Here is a 17751-nt window from a genome sequence, read left to right on the forward strand (position 1 = left end):
GCAGGCAACAATTGCCCATCCCATAGTAGATTCAATTAAATTTCAATACAAAGCAGCGAGCCGCAGACAGTACAGAAAGGAGGCAAGGCAAGACAACGCCGTATCGGAAGTTAAGTGAATCTGCTATATCTCTATTTCTTAGGCAGCCTGCACCCTACTCCGCCAAATCCCTGCACAATCTCACCGCCTCGTCCAGCCGTTCCACGCCGAAGATTTCCAGGCCGGGGAATTCTTTTTTGCTGCGCGGCAGGTTGGCTTTGGGCACGATGGCGCGTTTGAAGCCGAGTTTTTCCGCTTCTTTCAGCCGCTCCTGCCCGCGTGCCACGGGGCGCACTTCGCCGCTTAATCCCACTTCGCCGAAGGCCACCATTTTTTCCGGCAGTGGTTTGTTGCGGAAGCTGGACACCATCGCCAGAATCACCGCCAAATCCGCTGCCGGCTCGCTGATTTTCACGCCGCCCACCGCGTTGATGAACACGTCTTGGTCGAAGCAGGCGATGCCGGCGTGGCGGTTGAGCACGGCCAGCAGCATGGCGAGGCGGTTTTGTTCGAGGCCGACGGTGAGCCGCTTGGGCGTGAAGCCATGCGCATCGTCCACCAGCGCTTGGATTTCCACCAGCAGCGGGCGGCTGCCTTCCTGCGTGACCAACACGCACGAGCCGGCCACGTCGTCGCGGTAGCTGGCAAGGAAGATGGCGGAGGGGTTGGACACACCTTTGAGGCCGTTTTCCAGCATGGCGAACACGCCCAGCTCGTTGGCCGCGCCGAAGCGGTTTTTGATGGCGCGAATCATGCGGTAGTTGGAATGCTGGTCGCCTTCAAAATACAGCACGGTATCCACCATGTGTTCGAGCACGCGCGGGCCGGCAATCGCGCCGTCTTTGGTGACGTGGCCGACAAAAATCATGGCGATGCCCATCTGCTTGGCCATGCGCGTGAACTGGGCGGCGCACTCGCGCACCTGCGACACGGAGCCGGGCGCGGAGGTAATCTGGTCGGAATACATGGTTTGAATCGAGTCGATGACGACCACGGCGGGCTGGTGCTGCTTCAAAGCAGCCTGCACTGCTTCCAAGCGGATTTCCGCCAGCAAATGCACGCCGTCCGCATCCAGCCCCAGCCGCTGCGCGCGCAGGGCGACCTGTTGCGCCGATTCTTCGCCCGACACGTACAGCACTTTGCGTTTTTTCGCCATCAGGGCAACGGTTTGCAGTAGCAGCGTAGACTTGCCGATGCCTGGGTCACCGCCCAACAAAATCACCGCGCCGTCCACCAGCCCGCCGCCGAGCACGCGGTCGAGTTCGCCCATGCCGGTGGGCTCGCGCGGCACTTCGGCGGCGGTAACTTTGGAGAGTTCCTGCACTTGCGTGGTGTCCGCCGCCCACGATTGGAAACGGGCATTCTTCGGCTCCGGCGCAGCGATGCCTTCCTGTAAGGTGTTCCACTCGCCGCAGTGCGGGCATTTGCCCTGCCACTTGGGCACGGTGCCGCCACATTCGGTGCAGGTGTAGAGGGTTTTGGGGGCTTTGGCCATAGTATTGTTTTCCTTGTATCTTTTATTTTCAGGTAGCCTTTTAGCTATTGGTTGGGGCTACCTGAAAGCTTAGCAGGTTTCTACCAAGCTCAAATCTGTTTTGCTGAAATTCAGCGTGTAGTTGCGCTCGTTGCCGAACTGTTGCACAGGGGTGAAGCCGTATTGCTCGAGCAATTGGATAAGCTCGGTACAGCTGAGTTTATCCGCATCTCCGGCGGCTTCAGAAATGGACAGCAGCCCGTCTGGAGCGAGCAGGCGGTGGAATTCGGCGAGGTAGGCCGCTTGGTCGGCCACCTCTCCTAAAACGGTTACCAGCACGATACGGTGAAATGAGCCGCTGGCAAAGGGGAAGCTGCTGCCGCTGCACAGGTGGTATTCGGCATTGGCGATATGGCGTTTTTCCAACCGACGCCGGGCTTTGGCCAGCATTTCGGGCTGAATGTCGGCCAACACCAAGCTGCCCTGCGGCACGGCGCGAGCGAGTACGGGGCTGAAATAGCCCGGCCCGCAGCCTACTTCGAGAATACGCTGTTGCGGCTGCAACTCGAGCCGGCGCACCAGCTCAGCGGGGGAAAGTGCCCAGTTGCGCAGGGGGATGAGCAGGGTGAAGGCGAGCTGGTGGGGGAAGAGTGCGCCTTTGGCGGTGAGGCCGTGCCAGATAGTTTTGAGGGTGCGGAGCATGGTGGGATTTTCAGGTAGCCTTGATATGGGTTGGGGCTACCTGAAAATAGGGGCAGACAATTTGTTTTCAGGTAACCTTTGCGTATTCGGGCAGACGGATTGTAGCAAACCCTTTGCGCGGCGGTTGGCCCGACAAGGGAAAAGTTCTGCCGCGAATACTGCTGCGACCCTAGGTAATGGCACGGCTGCGGCGATGTGAGGCTTGTTTTTTTATGCCGAACTGGCAATAATGCCGCTCTGCCTGATATATCGGCAAACTGTCCACTTCCCAATTTTCGGCCAATCCGTTGCCATGTGTGATACGGATTGGCTTCAAAAGTAAAGAGAGTATTCAAGCAAATGGCTTTATTGGTACAGAAATATGGCGGGACTTCAGTAGGAAGCCCCGATCGCATTAAGAATGTGGCCAAACGCATTGCCCGTGCCCGTGCCGAAGGGCACGATGTGGTTGTGGTGGTGTCCGCCATGAGCGGCGAAACCAACCGCCTGGTGGCGTTGGCACACGAAATCCAGGAGTTTCCCGACCCACGCGAAATGGATGTGGTGTTGGCCACCGGCGAGCAGGTAACCATCGGCCTTTTGGCCATGGCGTTGATGGACATCGGCATTCCGGCCAAGAGCTACACCGGCTGGCAGGTGTTGGTGCAAACCGATAATTCTCACACCAAAGCCCGCATCGAATACATCGACGACAGCAAAATGCGTGCCGATTTGGCGGCAGGCAAGGTGGTGATTGTGGCCGGCTTCCAAGGCGTAGATGCCGAGGGCAACATCACCACGCTGGGGCGCGGCGGCTCCGATACTTCTGCCGTGGCACTGGCCGCCGCACTCAAAGCGGACGAATGCCAAATCTACACCGATGTGGACGGCGTTTACACCACCGACCCGCGCGTGGTGCCCGAAGCGCGGCGCATGAACACCGTATCATTTGAAGAAATGCTCGAATTGGCGAGCCTGGGCAGCAAAGTGCTGCAAATCCGCTCGGTAGAATTTGCCGGCAAATACAAAGTGCGCCTGCGCGTATTGAGCAGCCTCACCGATGGCGGCGAAGGCACCCTGATTACTTACGAGGAAGACCCCAACATGGAAAAAGCCATTGTATCCGGTATCGCATTCGACAAAAACCAAGCCCGCATCAACGTGCGCGGCGTTCCCGACAAGCCTGGTATCGCCTATCAGATTTTGGACACAATTTCCGCCGCCAATATTGAAGTGGACATGATTATCCAAAACGCCGGTGAAGAAGGCACCACCGATTTTTCCTTCACCATATCGCGCGGTGACTACCGCCACACGCTCGAGCTTTTGCAAAGTGTGCGGGAAAGTGTTGGCGCATCCGATATCCACGGCGACGACACCGTGTGCAAAGTTTCCATCGTCGGCATCGGCATGCGCTCGCACAGCGATGTGGCCGCCACAATATTCCGCACCCTGGCCGAGGAAAACATCAATATCCAACTTATTTCCACTTCCGAAATCAAAGTTTCCGTGTTGATCGACGAAAAATACCTCGAACTCGCCACCCGCGTGCTGCACAAAGCCTTCTGCCTCGACCGTCAGCAATAACCGCCCTACCCCGCAGCCCCTCCGGCACAGGGTATTTTTTTACATTGTAAAAACCAAATTTTCATTTTCAGGTAGCCTTTAGGAGGAGAGGCTACCTGAAAACACAACTAAAACGTGGCAAGAGTAAGTTGGCGTTGCTATGCCGACCTTTTATTTATCCGCCCTAGCCCGTATTCCGAGTAAAAAAATTTTATCTTTTTGTAAACTATCCATATTCACAAACCACTCTATCCCCGTCGCCACAAAGGCTACCTGAAAACCCTTCCGTTGTTTCCACACACCGCCAGCCAACCTACCCAAACACAACAAAACCTAAAATAAATCAACAGAAAACAACACCCCCTCAACCAAACTGCAACCCGCTACACCTAGGCTACCTCCGCCATTTAACCTCAACCGCTTCACCACTGCGTATACAAACAAACAGAGTGTCGGCAAATTTCCTCCTACCACGCCCAAGCTACTGCCACATTGTCTAAACCTTGCAATGCAGTAAAATAGTATTTTCCTAACCGTCCCCAAGCAGGAAAGACTTGCCATGAACATCGAAAAAGACACCGTAGTAACTCTGCATTACGAAATGTTTGATGCCAACAACCAGCTAATCGACAAAACAGAAGAGCCCATCGCCTACCTGCATGGCGGTTACGACGGCATTTTCCCGCTGGTGGAAGAAGCGTTGCACGGCAAGACCGTGGGTGAAGAAGTGGACGTAACCCTTTCCCCCGATGATGCATTCGGCGAGCAAGACCCCGAATTGGTGCGCCTTGAGCCGCTCAACGTCTTCCCCGTGGAAGTGGAAGTGGGCATGATGTTTGAAGCCGACGACCCCGAAACCGGCGACACCCTGGTTTACCGCGTAACCGACATCGCTGACGGCAAAGCCGTGGTGGATGGCAACCACTCGCTGGCCGGCATGAAACTGCGTTTTAAAGGCAAAGTAGCCGAAATCCGCCCCGCTACCGCCGAAGAACTCGCCCACGGCCATGCCCATGGTACACACGGCCATCACCACTAACTACCGTATTCGTACAAACAGGCGGGTTGCCACAAGTTGCCACAATAGGCAGCCCGCCTGTTTTTTCTTTCAAAGTTGGAGGCCGTAAACTTTAGCTTCGCAGAAACTCCGCTGTACTTCGTTTTAACTTCGTTGAAACCGCACTTTCAGGTAACCTGAAATCTTTTGGGCTACCTGAAGCAAGCCAAACAAAATATCGGCATAGCAAAGCCGACCGATAACCAACACACCACACAAAAGGCTACCTGAAACCTTTCAGGTAGCCTTTCACATCACAAACAAGCATTACTCAAACGGGCGCACCGGCATCCCGAACATCGCGCGGGCGGTGTTCAACATCTGGCAAGAGAAGCCCCATTCGTTGTCATACCAAGACAACACTTTCACCATATTGCCGTTGGAAACTTTAGTCAGCGTGCTGTCAAATACAGAAGCCTGGGTGGTGTGGTTGAAGTCGGAAGATACCAGCGGCAGGGTGTTGTAGCCCAGCACGCCTTTCAGATCGCCCTCACTGGCGGCTTTCACTAGTGCGTTGATTTCTTCCACGCTGGTATCGCGGCCGGCTTCAAAGGTTAAATCCACCAGCGAAACATTGATGGTGGGCACGCGCACGGCGAAGCCGTCGAGCTTGCCTTTGAGCTCGGGCAGCACCAAGCCCACGGCTTTGGCAGCGCCGGTTTTGGTAGGAATCATGTTTTCCACTGCGCTGCGGGCGCGACGCAGGTCTTTGTGGCACACGTCGGTGAGCACTTGGTCGTTGGTAAAAGCGTGGATGGTGGTCATCAAGCCTTTGGCAATGCCCATGCCATCGGCCAGCACTTTGGCCACGGGTGCCAGGCAGTTGGTAGTGCAGGAAGCATTGGATACAACGGTCATCCCGGGTGTGAGTACTTGGTGGTTCACACCGTATACGATGGTGGCGTCTACATCATCACCGCCAGGCGCAGAAATCAGCACTTTTTTCGCACCAGCTTTAATGTGTGCCGAGCTTTTCTCTTTGCTGGTAAAGGCACCGGTACACTCCAACACCAAATCCACACCCAACTCTTTCCACGGCAGATCGGCCGGATCACGCTGAGACAAGAAGCGGATTTTGTCGCCGTTCACAATCAAATGGGTTTCGTTGTGCGACACCTCGGCGGCAAAGCGGCCGTACACTGTATCGAATTTGGTCAGGTGAACGTTGGTTTGTAAATCGCCACCGGTATTGATGGCGACGACTTCAAACTGGTCGCGCAAGCCGTATTCGTAAATAGCGCGCAACACTTGGCGGCCGATGCGGCCATAGCCGTTGATGGCAATCTTCAAACTCATATTTACACCTTTCGTAGGTTCTAAGAAAACCCCGCGCCAAACAGCCCGGGCAGACACAAAATAACGGATCGTATTATAGCGGCTTTGCTGGTGAAAACCCACCCCTCGCTGTTCTACCCCCCTTTACTTTTCCCCGCCGCAGGGTTAAAAAGGCAGTATCATTTCATTCACACTTCTTTACCGTCAAGGAGCAGTTATGCAAAAAGTAGGATTTGTCGGCTGGCGCGGCATGGTCGGCTCGGTTTTGATGCAGCGTATACGCGAAGAAAACGATTTCGCCCACATCCCCGAAGCCTATTTCTTCACCACCTCCAACGTAGGCGGCAATGCCCCCGATTTCGGCCAGGCCACCAAAACCCTGCTTGATGCCAACAACCCCGCCGAACTGGCCAAAATGGACATCATCGTTACCTGCCAAGGCGGCGACTACACCAAATCCATGTATCCCCAACTGCGCGAATCCGGCTGGAACGGCTACTGGATCGACGCCGCCTCCGCCCTGCGCATGAATGACGATGCCGTAATCGTGCTCGACCCGGTAAACCGCAACGTAATCGACGCCGCCCTGCAAAACGGCGTGAAAAACTACATCGGCGGCAACTGCACCGTTTCCCTGATGCTGATGGCCCTGGGCGGCTTGTTCCAAAACGGCCTGGTGGAATGGGCTTCCAGCATGACCTACCAAGCCGCCTCCGGCGCAGGTGCCAAAAATATGCGCGAACTCATCAGCGGCATGGGCACCATCCACAGCAAAGTAGCTGCCGAACTGGCCGACCCCGCCAGCGCCATCCTCGATATCGACCGCAAAGTATCCGACTTCCTGCGCTCGCCCGACTACCCCAAAGCCAACTTCGGCGTGCCGCTGGCCGGCAGTCTGATTCCGTGGATCGACGTAGACCTGGGCAACGGCCAATCCAAAGAAGAATGGAAAGGCGACGTTGAAACCAACAAAATCCTCGGCGGCAGCCGCCCCACCATCGTGGAAGGCCTGTGCGTACGCATCGGCGCCATGCGCTGCCACAGCCAGGCCATCACCCTGAAGCTGAAACAAAATCTGCCCGTATCCGAAATCGAAAGCCTGCTCGCCGGTGCCAACGATTGGGTGAAAGTCGTACCCAACACCAAAGAAGCCAGCATGCACGAGCTCACCCCCGCCGCCGTTACCGGCACGCTCACCGTGCCCGTAGGCCGCATCCGAAAGCTCGCCATGGGCGGCGAATACATCAGCGCCTTCACCGTGGGCGACCAACTGCTCTGGGGCGCAGCCGAACCTATCCGTCGTATCCTGCGCATCGTATTGGGCAATTTAGATTGATGGTGTCTTAGCCTCAATCCGACAAACACAGGCTACCTGAAAATTTTCAGGTAGCCTGTTTCGTTACTGCCAGCCATTTCGATCACAACAAATCGATCCTCCTCCCCCCGATTTGCTAGCCTAACACTCTCCATATTCCGCCTCACGAAACCTAAATTTCCAGCCTGGTCAGCCGCTGTTCGTCATTTCACTACGCACTAACACAAACATTTTGCTGCAGCATCAGCCTGCTACCCAACGAACTACCCAGCCTCACACCTCCATGCAACACGGCCTGTTAGATACATTGGCTCACCTTACCGTATTAGCTGTATTACCTGCGGCTCACCGCCTTATCCGGATTTAACCTTAATCCGCGATACCCCGTATCTACCCCTCAAACCAAAGGCTACCTGAAAGCCCAAAACTTTCAGGTAGCCTTTTATCATTCCAGCGGCACTATTCCACCGTTACTGATTTAGCCAAATTGCGCGGTTTGTCCACATCCGTGCCGCGCACCAAGGCGGCGTGGTAGGCCAGAAGCTGCACGGGGATGGTGTGCACAATCGGCGAGAGCACACCCACATGGCGCGGGGTGCGGATGATGTGCACATTGGGGCTGGGCTGGAAGTTACTGTCCAAATCGGTAAACACAAACAGCTCGCCGCCGCGCGCACCCACTTCCTGCATATTGGATTTCACTTTGTCCAGCAGGCTGTCGTTCGGCGCAATCACCACCACGGGCATATTCGCATCCACCAGCGCCAAGGGACCGTGTTTGAGCTCGCCGGCGGGGTAGGCTTCGGCATGGATATAAGTGATTTCTTTGAGTTTCAGCGCACCTTCCAAGGCCACTGGGTAGTGGATGCCGCGCCCTAAAAACAGGGCGCTGTTTTTCTCGGCGAATTTGTGCGCCCAGGCGGCAATCTGCGGCTCGAGGTTGAGCGCATGCTGGATGCTGCCGGGCAGCTGGCGCAACTCTTCCATATAAGACTGCGCCTGCTGCTCGGATACATGGCCGCGCATTTTGCCTAGGGTAACCGCCAGCCCGAACAATACCACCAGCTGGGTGGTAAAGGCCTTGGTGGAGGCCACGCCGATTTCCACGCCGGCGCGGGTGTAGAGCACCAGTTCGCTCTCGCGCGGCAGGGCCGATTCCATCACGTTGCACACGGACAAGCTGTGCTTCTGCCCCAGCGATTGCGCGTATTTCAAGGCTTCCATGGTATCCAGCGTTTCGCCGGATTGGGATACGGTAACCACCAGTTGGTCGGGGCTGGCAATCACGTCGCGGTAGCGGTATTCGCTGGCGATTTCCACATCGGTGGGCACTCTGCCGATGGTTTCCAGCCAGTATTTGGCGGTGAGCGCGGCGTAGTAGGAAGTGCCGCAGGCCAAGATTTTGATGCTGCGGATGTGTTCGAACACTTCCCGCGCTTTGGCACCGAAGTTTTCCGGCTCGAAGCCGCCGCCGAGGAATACTTCGGCGGTGTCGGCAATCGCCTTGGGCTGCTCGTGAATTTCCTTCTGCATGAAGTGGCTGTAAGGGCCCAGCTCCAGCGAGGTAAGCGACAGCTCGGACACACGCACTTCGCGTTTGGCCTCCTGCCCGCTGCGGTCGACAAGGCGGCGGATGCCTTCGCTGCCCAATTCGGCAATATCGCCGTCTTGCAGATACACGATACGGCGCGTGAAGGCCACTACGGCAGAAACGTCTGATGCGGCAAAGGTTTCGCCCTCGCCCAAGGCCACCAAGAGCGGGCAGCCCATGCGTGCCACCACCAATTCCGCCGATTTGTCCTGCGCCATCACGGCAATCGCATACGCGCCGTGAAAACGCGCACAGGCAGCCTGCACGGCGGCAAACAGCCGGTGCCCGTTGGCGGTGTATTCGTGGTGCACGCTGTGAGCAATCACTTCCGTATCGGTTTGCGATTCAAACACATAGCCTAAGCCTTGCAGGCGGGTGCGCTCTTCCTCGAAGTTTTCGATGATGCCGTTGTGCACCACCGCAATCAGGCTACCTGAAATATGCGGATGCGCATTGGGCTCGGTTACGCCGCCGTGGGTAGCCCAGCGGGTGTGGCCGATGCCGATGTGGCCGCACAGGCCGGCTGCCTTGGCTGCGTCTTCCATCTGCTGCACGCGGCCCACGCGGCGCACGCGCTCGATCACGCCCTGCTCCGTGCCCACCGCAATACCGGAAGAATCATAGCCCCGATACTCCAGCCGCTTCAGGCCGTCGGTGAGAAAATCCACCACATTTTGCTTGGCGCGCACCGCGCCCACAATACCGCACATTGCAAAGCCCTTCTATTATTTGGTTGCCAGCCGCCGAAGCGGCAAAAAATCGAGCAGATTATAGCAAACCAGGCCGCCATCCAGGCAGCCCGATTCTCCAATATTGCTTGTTTTAATACGAAGCCGACACCATCTTACCGTTTCTAAAATTCTGCTGATATAAAATATTGCCGTTGATGGCATAAGTGGTGAGCACCCCGTTTTGCGGATGGGCGCGGAAATCATACAGGCTCTCGCGGGTGAGCAGCATGGCATCGCTGCGCTTCTGCCCGCTCTCGTAAAAATCCTGCACCAAATAACCCCTGCTCTGGCGGCTCAGCAGCTGGCGGTAGTAGCCGCCCTTCACTTCGTTTGGCACCGCCTTGCCCTGCGTATCGAAATACGTTACCACCTGCTCCTCAATAATGCGCAAACCACCCAAATCCTGCACATTGCTGCCATTATTCCGGCTGCCCACCGGAATACTCAAGCCCGTGCCCAAGCCAAGATGGCGGCCGGCAAAGCCCAAACCCAGCAGCACATTGCTGCCCGAACAGCCGGCTAACAGCGCAACGCAGGCGGCAGCCGCAAAATTCCGTTTTTTCATCATCATTCCCCCTTAAACCCAATCAAAATCAATGCCCGATTATAACCCGTTTGAATAAACCGATATAATGCTCCTCTTCCCATTTTTCAGGTAACCTCATCCCATGATCAGCAAGCTCACCGGCAAACTCATCGAAGCCATCCCCCCGCAAGTCGTTATCGACGTAAACGGCGTCGCCTACGAAGCCGACGTTTCCATGCAAACCTTCTACACCCTGCCCCCCGTGGGCGAAACCGTCTCGCTCTACACCCAGCTCATCGTGCGCGAAGATGCCCACCTTCTCTTCGGCTTCGGCAGCCACAGCGAACGCAACACCTTCCGCCAGCTCATCAAAGTGAGCGGCATCGGCGCCAAAACCGCGCTCGGCATTCTTTCTGCCATGAATGCCGACGAACTCGCTGCCGCAATCGCCGCCGAAGACATCAAACGCCTCTCCTCCGCCCCCGGCATCGGCAAGAAAACCGCCGAACGCATGGTGCTCGAACTGCGCGGCAAACTCACCGCCTCCGGCAGTGCCCAAGCCCAGCCCGCCGCCCAAGCAGGCGATAGCAGCGAAGACATCGTCAGCACCCTGCTCGCCCTGGGCTACAACGAAAAAGAAGCCCGTGCCGCTGCCAAAGGTATCCCGCCCGACACCGAAGTGGGCGAAGGCGTGCGTTTAGCCCTGAAAAACCTGCTGAAATAAACAGATAAAGGCTACCTGAAATTTATCGAACCATTTTCAGGTAGCCCCTTTATGGCAAATCAACACACAGCCCAAGCAAAGCGAGCCAATGCCGCAGCACAAAGTTAAGCTAATTGGCGCCGCCCACCCAAAGGCTACCTGAAACCCAGCGCAAAGGAACCCCCACCATGCCCCGCATCGGCCTCTTCGGCGGCACCTTCGACCCCATCCACAACGGCCACCTGCACATCGCCCGCAGCTTTGCCGACGAGCTGGATTTAGAAAGCGTCATCCTCCTGCCCGCTGGCGACCCCTACCACAAAACCATCCCCCGCACCACCGCCCACCACCGCCTCGCCATGGCCGAAATCGCCGCCCAAGCCGATTCCCGCCTCGCCGTGAGCGACTGCGATATCGTCCGCCAGGGCGCCACCTACACCCACGACACCGTGCAAATCTTCCGCCAACACTTCCCCGCCGCCGAGCTATGGCTGCTCATCGGCATGGACAGCCTGCTGCAACTGCACACCTGGCACCGTTGGCAAAACCTCGTGCGCCAATGCCGCATCGCTGCTGCCCCCCGCCCCGGCAGCAACCTCACCCAAGCTCCCGCCCCACTCCAAAGTTGGCTAGCCGAAGCCCTGCCTCAAGGCCGCCTACACATCCTGCAAGCCGAGCCGCTGCCCATCAGCTCCAGCCAAATCCGCCAACAGCTCGCCACCGAACACACCAGCCCCGACATCCCACCCGCCGTACTCGGCTACATCCGGCAACACCAACTGTATTGCCATACCGGCGTATAACTTCAGGTAGCCTTTTCCCCGCGTCAAGCGATAAAATGCCACCCGTTTTCCACCCTACTCAAGATTCAAGGATCAACATGCAATTCCATCTCCATTCCACCACCCTGCCCACCGGCCAAACCGCCCGCCTGTTTTTGTGCACCGACTCCCCGGCCGATGAAACCGCCGCCCTGCTCTACGGCACGCTCACCGAAAGCGAACCTTTCGCCGCCGCCCGCATTCCCGCTAACGGCGGCTTTGCCGACACCGCCGTGCTCAAACTCGACAACACAGGGCGCGACACGCTGGCCAAAGCCTTCCGACACGCCGCCGGCTGGGCACAGAAGCAGCCCGTGCTTGCCATCGACTTAAGCGCCTTCTCCGCCGCCGAATTGGCTGACGCCCTCAACGTGCTCACCACCGCATTGGGCGAAGCCGTATACCGTTTCGACCGCTTCAAAAAAACCGCTAAACCCGCCGCTTTGCAACAAGCCGATTTCTTCGCCCCCGCAGCCGACCAATCCGCCCAAGATGCGCTCGGCCGCGCCCAAGCCCTACTGTACGGCATCAATCTGTGCAAAGACCTCGGCAACACCGCCGGCAACATCTGCACACCCGCCTATTTGGCCGATACCGCCCGCGCCGAAGCCCAAGCCGCCGGAGCGTCTGCCAAAATCCTCGGCGCCAACTACATCCGTGAACACATGGGCTCGTTCTGGTCGGTAGCAAAAGGTAGTGCCCAAGAGCCGCGCTTAATCGAGCTTTCCTACTTCGGCGCGCCCGATAAAAATGCCGCGCCTGTCGTGCTCGTGGGCAAAGGCGTAACCTTCGACAGCGGCGGCATTTCCCTCAAGCCCGGTGCCGAAATGGACGAAATGAAATTCGACATGTGCGGCGCTGCCAGCGTAATCGGCACCTTCATTGCCGCCGCCCGCGCCAAACTGCCCATCAACCTCATCGCCGTCGCCCCCGCCTGCGAAAACATGCCCGATGCCGCCGCCAACAAGCCCGGCGATATTGTAACCGCCATGGACGGCACCACTATCGAAGTCCTCAACACTGATGCCGAAGGCCGCCTGATCCTGTGCGACGCCCTCACCTACGCCGCCCAATTCAAGCCCGCCGCCCTCATCGACGTGGCCACCCTCACCGGCGCCTGCGTCATCGCACTGGGCAGCGCTGCCAGCGGCCTGGTGGCTAATAATCAGGAACTGGCCGACAGCCTGCTCGAAGCTGCCCGCCAAAGTGGCGACAAAGCCTGGCAGCTGCCCCTGTTTGAAGAATACAGCGAGCAGCTCAAATCCAACTTTGCCGACCTGCAAAATATCGGCGGCCGCCCCGCCGGCACCCTCACCGCCGCCGCCTTCCTCGCCCACTTCACCAAAGAACAAACCTGGGCGCACCTCGACATCGCCGGCACTGCCTGGAAATCCGGCAAAGAAAAAGGCGCCACCGGCCGCCCCGTTCCGCTCTTATGGCAATACCTCTGCAACCTAGCCGGCGTGTAAAGTAGCAGCCATAAGTTTCAGGTAGCCTGCTGTGGCAAGAAGCAGGCTACCTGAAACCTAACTCCCACCAAACCAACCTTATCCTCACTGCCACCCTCAGTGCCGCCCATGCTGCACCTATCAACGAAGCCCAACTCGGCGGCCACTGGCGCTGCATCACTGAATACCCCGACATCTACGCTACCGTTACCGACAGTCTCACCCTACGCCTCAACCACCACGCCGGCTGCATCGGCGACTATACCTTCCGCCGCTAAGGCCTCAACTTCGGTTCCCGGCAAAGCGACAACGGCACCTAATTGTCCAACGACACCCCAACCTTCATCTGGAATAGCAGCTATGCCCGCCCGCAGCACGATGCTGCCATCCGCCAAGCCATCGGCAACGATCCTGAGCTCCGCAACATAGAGCACCGCATCGCCATCATCCTCGATAGTGATCACCAGGCCAAAACCATCACTCCGCACATCGACAGCCTTGACACCGACACCATGCTTCAAACCCAAATCGACGACCAAACCGGCAAAGAAATGACACAATGCCCCCTGCCGCCGCCTACCAAACTGAAGCGTTGCCCAAACCGGTAGGGTGGCTTCAATTCTCCCATGCCAGGAAAACACTAAGCTCATTTATTTACACCCACTCTGTTTTATTTTCCATTTTTCAGGTAGTATCCCATCCCGAAAGGCTACCTGAAATATAATTCCCTTCACAACTCAAGGATTTTCATGAAAAAACTACTTCCCCTCCTACTTGCCCTCTCCGCCCTGCCCACTGCGCTCTATGCCGCACCGGCCGATGATGCTGCGCGTATTAGCACGCTAGAGCGGCGCATTGCCAGTTTGGAAGCGCGTATCGCCGTGCTGGAGCGCAATCAGTCTGCCCGCAACAGCGGCGTGCGCGAAGTCATCATTGAACACCGGGCAGGCCGCAATACTGCTTATGTGTGCAGCGTTACCCCGTTCCGCAAAACCTATGAGGCCACCAGCCACAATGAAGGCCTTGCCCGCGCCCAAGTCCGCCGCGCCTGCCAGGCTGAGCAAAATGCGATTTTCTGCACGGATTCGGATATTCAGTGCCGCCGTTATGATTGATTCAGACAGATGTGGCTATAGCCAATTAAATGACAATCGATACAAGGCGGCGAGCTGCAGGCAGTACAGCTAGTACGGCAAGATGAGCCAACGCGGTATTGGAAGTTAAGTTGATTGGCTATACAAGGCTATAAAAACAGGCTACCTGAAAACATAGCTTCAACCAAGCTAGATCTTTCAGGTAGCTTCTTGACTATTGGCAAAATGTTTTCAGGTAGTCTTTCTATCCTGAACCGCAAACTTTTCATCAGCCATTTCAAGCCAGCGCACCCCAAACAGGCGCAAACCCACCAGCAGCGCCCCCGCATTCTCATTTCTGCCACACATACAAAAAGGCTACCTGAAATTTTTCAGGTAGCCTTTTCTCTCCAATATTCAAACCTGCCTTATGCGCCCAAGAACCAGAATTTCAATGCCCACAATACGGCTACACCCCACACCATCGGCGGTACATCGCGGGATCGGCCACAGCACAGTTTCACCAAGGCATAGCTGATGAAGCCCATGGCGATACCATCGGCAATCGAATAGGAAAACGGCATAAACACCATGGTGAGGAAGGCAGGCGCGGCTTCAGTCATGTCGTGCCAGTCGATTTCCGTGGCCGAGCGCATCATGTGGATGCCGATATACAACAGTGCCGGCGCAGTGGCGAAGGCGGGCACAGCTTCAGCTAGCGGTGAAAACCACAGACAGGCAAGCATCAGCACGCCCACGGTAACGGCAGTAAGCCCGGTGCGGCCGCCTGCAGCCACGCCGGAGGCGCTTTCCACATAAGGCGTGGTAGAGGAAGTGCCCAGCGCCGCCCCGGCCACGATAGCCACGGAATCGGCAAACAGGGCTTTTTTCAGGCGCGGCAGTTTGCCGTTTTCCAACAGGCCGGCACGGTGTGCCACGCCCACCAGCGTGCCGGTGCTATCGAACAAATCCACCAGGAAAAAGACAAAAATCACCGCAATCAGGCTACCTGAAAACAGATGGTTGAAATCCATCTGCATAAAGGTGGGCGCCATGCTGGGAATGGCCGACACCACGCGCTCGAAGCGGGTAAGCCCCAGCGGAACGGCCAACAGGGTAACGCCCAAAATGCCGATGATGATGGCGCCGCGCACGCGGAAGTAATCCAGCACCACGATGATGAAAAAGCCCAGCAGCGCCAAGAGCATCGGCCAATTCGGCGTATACACACCCGGCTGCCCTTCCACCGGCAGGCGGAATTCGCCCATGTGCACCAGCGTGGCCTCATTGCCCACCACCACGCCCGAGCCTTTAAGCGCAATCAGCGCCAAAAACAGGCCGATGCCGGCGGCAATCGCCATTTTCAGGCTCATCGGCAGCGCGTTCACCAGCATTTCGCGCACTTTCAAAAAGCTGAACAAAATAAAGATGATACCGGACACAAACACCGCCGCCAGCGCCACCTGCCACGGCACGCCCATGCCTTTGACCACGCTGAAGGTGAAATAGGCATTCAGCCCCATACCGGGCGCCAGCGCAATCGGATAATTGGCCAGCGCGCCCATAATCAGGCAGCCGATGGCGGCGGAAATGCAAGTGGCCACGAACACCGCACCGAAATCCATCCCCGCCTGTGACAAGGTGTGCGGATTCACCACGATGATGTAGCACATGGTGAGGAAGGTGGTGAGCCCCGCCATCAGTTCGGTGCGGATGGTGGTTTTGTTTTCGGAAAGTTTGAAATAACGGTCTAGAAAGGATTGCATGATGTTTCGGGTTGGGTTGGGAAAAGTTGTTCGTTACGGTTCTACTACGTCAGTATCTTTCAGGTAGCCTCAGTGGTTAGCCGCGCGGCTGGCGTACGGTTTTATCCATCCAATCAAACAGCTCGTCTAAGTCGTAATCGCCGCTGTGCGGTACGTCCCACGGCAATGCGAAGTCCACCCGTTTGCCGCTGTTTTGCAGCTTGGCGGTGAGGATGGCGGCTATGGCCAGCGAGGTATCGCTATCGGCCGTGCCAACGCGGATACGCCAATGCTGTGGTGCGGTGTGGCGGCTAATGTAGTGCATCGGGTTCATCAGCTTCACCGTCTGCGGGTCGGCCAAGGTGGCTTGCGCATTGGCACGGTGTTGGTAGGAGAAGGCGGTGAAGTGCTGTTTGTCGGTGGTGGCGGTGCCGAACAGTTGGTTTTCGCCGCTGCTCAAATCCAACGCATCGAAAGCAGGCGGGGTTTTCTGGCGGCCGGCGGCGCGGGCATAGGCGGCAAAGTCCACGGCACTCACTTTGCCGTTGCGGATAGTGAGCCAGTTGCGGCTGCTCAAGTCTTTACCTGCATCTAGCTGGCTTTGGGCGGAGCGGCGCAGGAAGGAGGCAACATAGTTTTTAAAGCTGCCGTTTCCCTGCGCGTCTAACAGCAGTACCCGGCCTTGCGGATCACGCAGGCGCAGACTGTTCACATAGGCTGGGAATTGGGCTTTAAGGCTACCTGAAATTTGGATTTGCTCGTTGGTGAGCGTACCGTTTACCAATTTGCGTTCAACATGGTAATCGATCATGGAAATATCCATTTTTTGGTAGTCATTCACACCATTAAACTGCCATTCATAGGCAGCATCAGCATGATCTAAAATGGAAATCGGGCAATAGGCGGAAACGGCGAAAATATGGTCTTTGGCCGGAGCGGCACCAAGCTGTTGCAGATAGGGCTCGTAGTCGGCTTGATTACCGCTGGCACCGAGCAACACAGATAAAGCACCGCCCGCGCTGGTGCCATTAGAGATGATTTTTTCAGCATCACCTGCCGTCACCGCATCGTTAAACCGCAGGTAACGCACGGCTGCTTTCAAATCGACAATGGCAGCGGGTGCTTTGCCGGTGGCGGCGGTGCGGCCGCGCGCGCCAGGCGAGGCCACTACATAGCCTCTAGCCAAAGCAGCCTGCATGGCGTCACCTTGCCCTTCTTTGCTTGAGCCGAAACCACCCTTCCCCGGCACACCGGCTTTGGCCGGCATATAGCCGCCGATTTGGTTGGGCAGGAAAATGGGCGCGGTTTGCGCGGTGTAGCCGTTGATGCTGCCACCGTTGAAATAGGCTTCGGGGATGTAGATATTGATGGTTTGATAAGCACTGTCGGCCGGATTAGCCACATACACGATATTTTCATAAGCACGATAAGCCACGGTTTGGCCGTTCACTACGGTGCTTTGGCGGGTGTAGGTTTGAGTACGGAAATCGAGGCTATGTACTTGGCCGGCCTGCACGGTTTGTGCCATGCCGCTGCCGCAAGCCAACGCTAAGATACCGACCAACAGGGTGGGTTTGAATTTCATCATGTCATCCCTTTCTACATGCTCGAAAAGCGTGATTGTACGCCTAAAATGCTAACAGGCTACCTGAAAACGAGTCTCCGAAAGATGACGGGTTTCTATGAAACTAAAATCTATGGATGCG

The 17751-nt window shown here is 56.9% G+C and carries 15 protein-coding genes; 8 read left to right on the forward strand and 7 right to left on the reverse strand.

Going from position 1 to position 17751, the window contains the following annotated elements; genetic code table 11:
* Nucleotides 1–154 precede the first annotated feature (154 nt).
* Both radA and A7Q03_RS02915 read right to left on the reverse strand, forming a co-directional pair.
* Nucleotides 155–1534 (reverse strand): DNA repair protein RadA, encoded by a 1380-nt coding sequence (gene radA, locus A7Q03_RS02910; RefSeq protein ID WP_064083873.1) that lies wholly within the window; start codon nt 1532–1534, stop codon nt 155–157.
* 69 nt (nt 1535–1603) lie between these two features.
* Complete coding sequence (locus A7Q03_RS02915) at nt 1604–2215, reverse strand: class I SAM-dependent methyltransferase (RefSeq protein ID WP_067447138.1); 612 nt, start codon at nt 2213–2215, stop codon at nt 1604–1606.
* A gap of 339 nt (nt 2216–2554) precedes the next feature.
* Between A7Q03_RS02915 and A7Q03_RS02920 the strand changes: the two genes are divergently transcribed.
* Together A7Q03_RS02920 and A7Q03_RS02925 are read left to right on the forward strand one after the other, a co-directional pair.
* Nucleotides 2555–3781: an aspartate kinase gene (locus A7Q03_RS02920; protein ID WP_067447139.1), complete on the forward strand. Its 1227-nt coding sequence runs from the start codon at nt 2555–2557 to the stop codon at nt 3779–3781.
* A 538-nt stretch (nt 3782–4319) separates the two neighbouring features.
* Nucleotides 4320–4799 carry a peptidylprolyl isomerase gene (locus A7Q03_RS02925; RefSeq protein WP_067447141.1) on the forward strand — a complete coding sequence of 160 codons (480 nt, stop codon included), beginning with the start codon at nt 4320–4322 and terminating at the stop codon, nt 4797–4799.
* A gap of 285 nt (nt 4800–5084) precedes the next feature.
* On the opposite strand, the gene gap is transcribed toward A7Q03_RS02925, so the two are convergent.
* Nucleotides 5085–6113, reverse strand: coding sequence for a type I glyceraldehyde-3-phosphate dehydrogenase (gap, locus tag A7Q03_RS02930; RefSeq protein ID WP_067447143.1), 1029 nt, complete (start codon nt 6111–6113; stop codon nt 5085–5087).
* A 196-nt stretch (nt 6114–6309) separates the two neighbouring features.
* Here gap and asd point away from each other — a divergent pair, with 196 nt between their 5' ends.
* On the forward strand, nt 6310–7428 hold the full coding sequence (gene asd, locus A7Q03_RS02935; RefSeq protein ID WP_067447145.1) for an aspartate-semialdehyde dehydrogenase: 1119 nt from the start codon (nt 6310–6312) through the stop codon (nt 7426–7428).
* Between the two features lie 438 nt (nt 7429–7866).
* Here asd and glmS read toward each other — a convergent pair whose 3' ends face one another.
* The gene (gene glmS / locus A7Q03_RS02940; RefSeq protein WP_067447147.1) at nt 7867–9708 is read right to left on the reverse strand and encodes a glutamine--fructose-6-phosphate transaminase (isomerizing); all 1842 of its coding nucleotides are present in this window, start codon (nt 9706–9708) and stop codon (nt 7867–7869) included.
* Between the two features lie 112 nt (nt 9709–9820).
* Nucleotides 9821–10300 carry a NemA protein gene (locus A7Q03_RS02945; protein ID WP_082880657.1) on the reverse strand — a complete coding sequence of 160 codons (480 nt, stop codon included), beginning with the start codon at nt 10298–10300 and terminating at the stop codon, nt 9821–9823.
* Nucleotides 10301–10397: 97 nt separating this feature from the next.
* Here A7Q03_RS02945 and ruvA point away from each other — a divergent pair, with 97 nt between their 5' ends.
* From ruvA to A7Q03_RS02970, 5 genes are all read left to right on the forward strand, one after another.
* A complete protein-coding gene (gene ruvA, locus A7Q03_RS02950; protein WP_067447151.1) occupies nt 10398–10979 on the forward strand; it encodes a Holliday junction branch migration protein RuvA in 582 nt (193 codons plus the stop codon).
* Between the two features lie 167 nt (nt 10980–11146).
* The gene (gene nadD, locus A7Q03_RS02955; protein WP_067447153.1) at nt 11147–11761 is read left to right on the forward strand and encodes a nicotinate (nicotinamide) nucleotide adenylyltransferase; all 615 of its coding nucleotides are present in this window, start codon (nt 11147–11149) and stop codon (nt 11759–11761) included.
* A gap of 77 nt (nt 11762–11838) precedes the next feature.
* Nucleotides 11839–13248, forward strand: a complete 1410-nt coding sequence (locus tag A7Q03_RS02960; protein ID WP_067447155.1) for a leucyl aminopeptidase — start codon at nt 11839–11841, stop codon at nt 13246–13248.
* A 299-nt stretch (nt 13249–13547) separates the two neighbouring features.
* Nucleotides 13548–13835 carry a hypothetical protein gene (locus A7Q03_RS02965; protein ID WP_067447157.1) on the forward strand — a complete coding sequence of 96 codons (288 nt, stop codon included), beginning with the start codon at nt 13548–13550 and terminating at the stop codon, nt 13833–13835.
* Between the two features lie 141 nt (nt 13836–13976).
* The gene (locus tag A7Q03_RS02970; protein WP_067447160.1) at nt 13977–14342 is read left to right on the forward strand and encodes a hypothetical protein; all 366 of its coding nucleotides are present in this window, start codon (nt 13977–13979) and stop codon (nt 14340–14342) included.
* A gap of 386 nt (nt 14343–14728) precedes the next feature.
* Here the strand turns inward: A7Q03_RS02970 and A7Q03_RS02975 are convergent, their stop codons facing one another.
* Together A7Q03_RS02975 and A7Q03_RS02980 are read right to left on the reverse strand one after the other, a co-directional pair.
* Nucleotides 14729–16066 (reverse strand): NCS2 family permease, encoded by a 1338-nt coding sequence (locus tag A7Q03_RS02975; RefSeq protein ID WP_067447162.1) that lies wholly within the window; start codon nt 16064–16066, stop codon nt 14729–14731.
* Nucleotides 16067–16142: 76 nt separating this feature from the next.
* Nucleotides 16143–17633: a subtype B tannase gene (locus A7Q03_RS02980; RefSeq protein ID WP_067447164.1), complete on the reverse strand. Its 1491-nt coding sequence runs from the start codon at nt 17631–17633 to the stop codon at nt 16143–16145.
* Nucleotides 17634–17751: the final 118 nt, after the last annotated feature.

It is taken from the genome of Eikenella sp. NML99-0057 (genome assembly GCF_001648535.1).
GTDB classification, from domain to species: domain Bacteria; phylum Pseudomonadota; class Gammaproteobacteria; order Burkholderiales; family Neisseriaceae; genus Eikenella; species Eikenella exigua.

What these genes read in the sequence shown, in the direction of transcription:
- nadD (WP_067447153.1), top strand. Translation starts at nt 11,147, where the DNA reads ATGCCCCGCATCGGCCTCTTCGGCGGCACCTTCGACCCCATCCACAAC.
- A7Q03_RS02925 (WP_067447141.1), top strand. Translation starts at nt 4,320, where the DNA reads ATGAACATCGAAAAAGACACCGTAGTAACTCTGCATTACGAAATGTTT.
- asd (WP_067447145.1), top strand. Translation starts at nt 6,310, where the DNA reads ATGCAAAAAGTAGGATTTGTCGGCTGGCGCGGCATGGTCGGCTCGGTT.
- gap (WP_067447143.1), bottom strand. Translation starts at nt 6,113, where the DNA reads ATGAGTTTGAAGATTGCCATCAACGGCTATGGCCGCATCGGCCGCCAA.
- A7Q03_RS02960 (WP_067447155.1), top strand. Translation starts at nt 11,839, where the DNA reads ATGCAATTCCATCTCCATTCCACCACCCTGCCCACCGGCCAAACCGCC.
- ruvA (WP_067447151.1), top strand. Translation starts at nt 10,398, where the DNA reads ATGATCAGCAAGCTCACCGGCAAACTCATCGAAGCCATCCCCCCGCAA.
- A7Q03_RS02970 (WP_067447160.1), top strand. Translation starts at nt 13,977, where the DNA reads ATGAAAAAACTACTTCCCCTCCTACTTGCCCTCTCCGCCCTGCCCACT.
- A7Q03_RS02980 (WP_067447164.1), bottom strand. Translation starts at nt 17,633, where the DNA reads ATGATGAAATTCAAACCCACCCTGTTGGTCGGTATCTTAGCGTTGGCT.
- A7Q03_RS02920 (WP_067447139.1), top strand. Translation starts at nt 2,555, where the DNA reads ATGGCTTTATTGGTACAGAAATATGGCGGGACTTCAGTAGGAAGCCCC.
- A7Q03_RS02975 (WP_067447162.1), bottom strand. Translation starts at nt 16,066, where the DNA reads ATGCAATCCTTTCTAGACCGTTATTTCAAACTTTCCGAAAACAAAACC.
- A7Q03_RS02915 (WP_067447138.1), bottom strand. Translation starts at nt 2,215, where the DNA reads ATGCTCCGCACCCTCAAAACTATCTGGCACGGCCTCACCGCCAAAGGC.
- glmS (WP_067447147.1), bottom strand. Translation starts at nt 9,708, where the DNA reads ATGTGCGGTATTGTGGGCGCGGTGCGCGCCAAGCAAAATGTGGTGGAT.
- radA (WP_064083873.1), bottom strand. Translation starts at nt 1,534, where the DNA reads ATGGCCAAAGCCCCCAAAACCCTCTACACCTGCACCGAATGTGGCGGC.
- A7Q03_RS02945 (WP_082880657.1), bottom strand. Translation starts at nt 10,300, where the DNA reads ATGATGATGAAAAAACGGAATTTTGCGGCTGCCGCCTGCGTTGCGCTG.